The 725-nt window shown below is 40.7% G+C and carries 1 pseudogene; it reads right to left on the reverse strand.

The annotated features are described in order from the left end of the window. A pseudogene (locus IQR33_RS36035) lies at positions 1-725 on the reverse strand (hypothetical protein); the annotation flags it as partial.

The following is a 725-nucleotide window of genomic DNA, read 5'->3' on the forward strand; positions in this document are numbered from 1 at the left end:
AATGCTACTCGTTGATATGCTGCAAAATCGATAGCTTTGGCATGCATCATTCTCGCATCCATATTGCAACTCAGCTGAAACATGAAATCTCTAATGCGAAGAACCTCTTCCTGTAAAAACACTTTCCATCGAGTATGTTTAGCTAGTGAGTTTTGGGTTTTATCGTGTTGAACCATTGTGCATAGTGTGCATCCGAATCGACTAGATCCATTACAACCATTTGAATTCTTTTGTCCTACTGCAATCTCACAGACATCAGAAGAAGCATTCCCATAAATGGCCAAAAGCAGGGCGAAATCAGAAAGGAAGCCGGGAAGGGGAGGGAGCCCAGCTAAACTACGAGTAAGAGGCTTAGCTCCAGAAAGTTCTAAGGAAGTGAAAACCTCTTGGGTAGACCAGTCACGTATTGGAGCGTATAGAAACAGTGGGTAGCCTGTATTTAAATCAGACTCTTTCATCTCTTTCAATAAATCACTTATAGACTTATCACTGGTTCCCTGAATAACCATATTACCTTTTCGCTTTGTACTCTCGTTGTTTCTTTGCCCTGTTGCGCAAATCACATCAAAACGGGTGTATTGCTGTAGTTCTTCGTCTGATTTAAAGCGGTCCAATAGGTTTTTTAAGTATCTTTCGCTAGGAACAATTTTGAGAATAGAGCTGCAGTCACTATTACGTTGTGCATTTGGTATTAGCTTATTACTAGTCAGGTATTTGTTCGCGTA

Origin of the sequence: Vibrio sp. OPT46, assembly GCF_015163535.1 — a bacterium.
GTDB classification, from domain to species: domain Bacteria; phylum Pseudomonadota; class Gammaproteobacteria; order Enterobacterales; family Vibrionaceae; genus Vibrio; species Vibrio alginolyticus.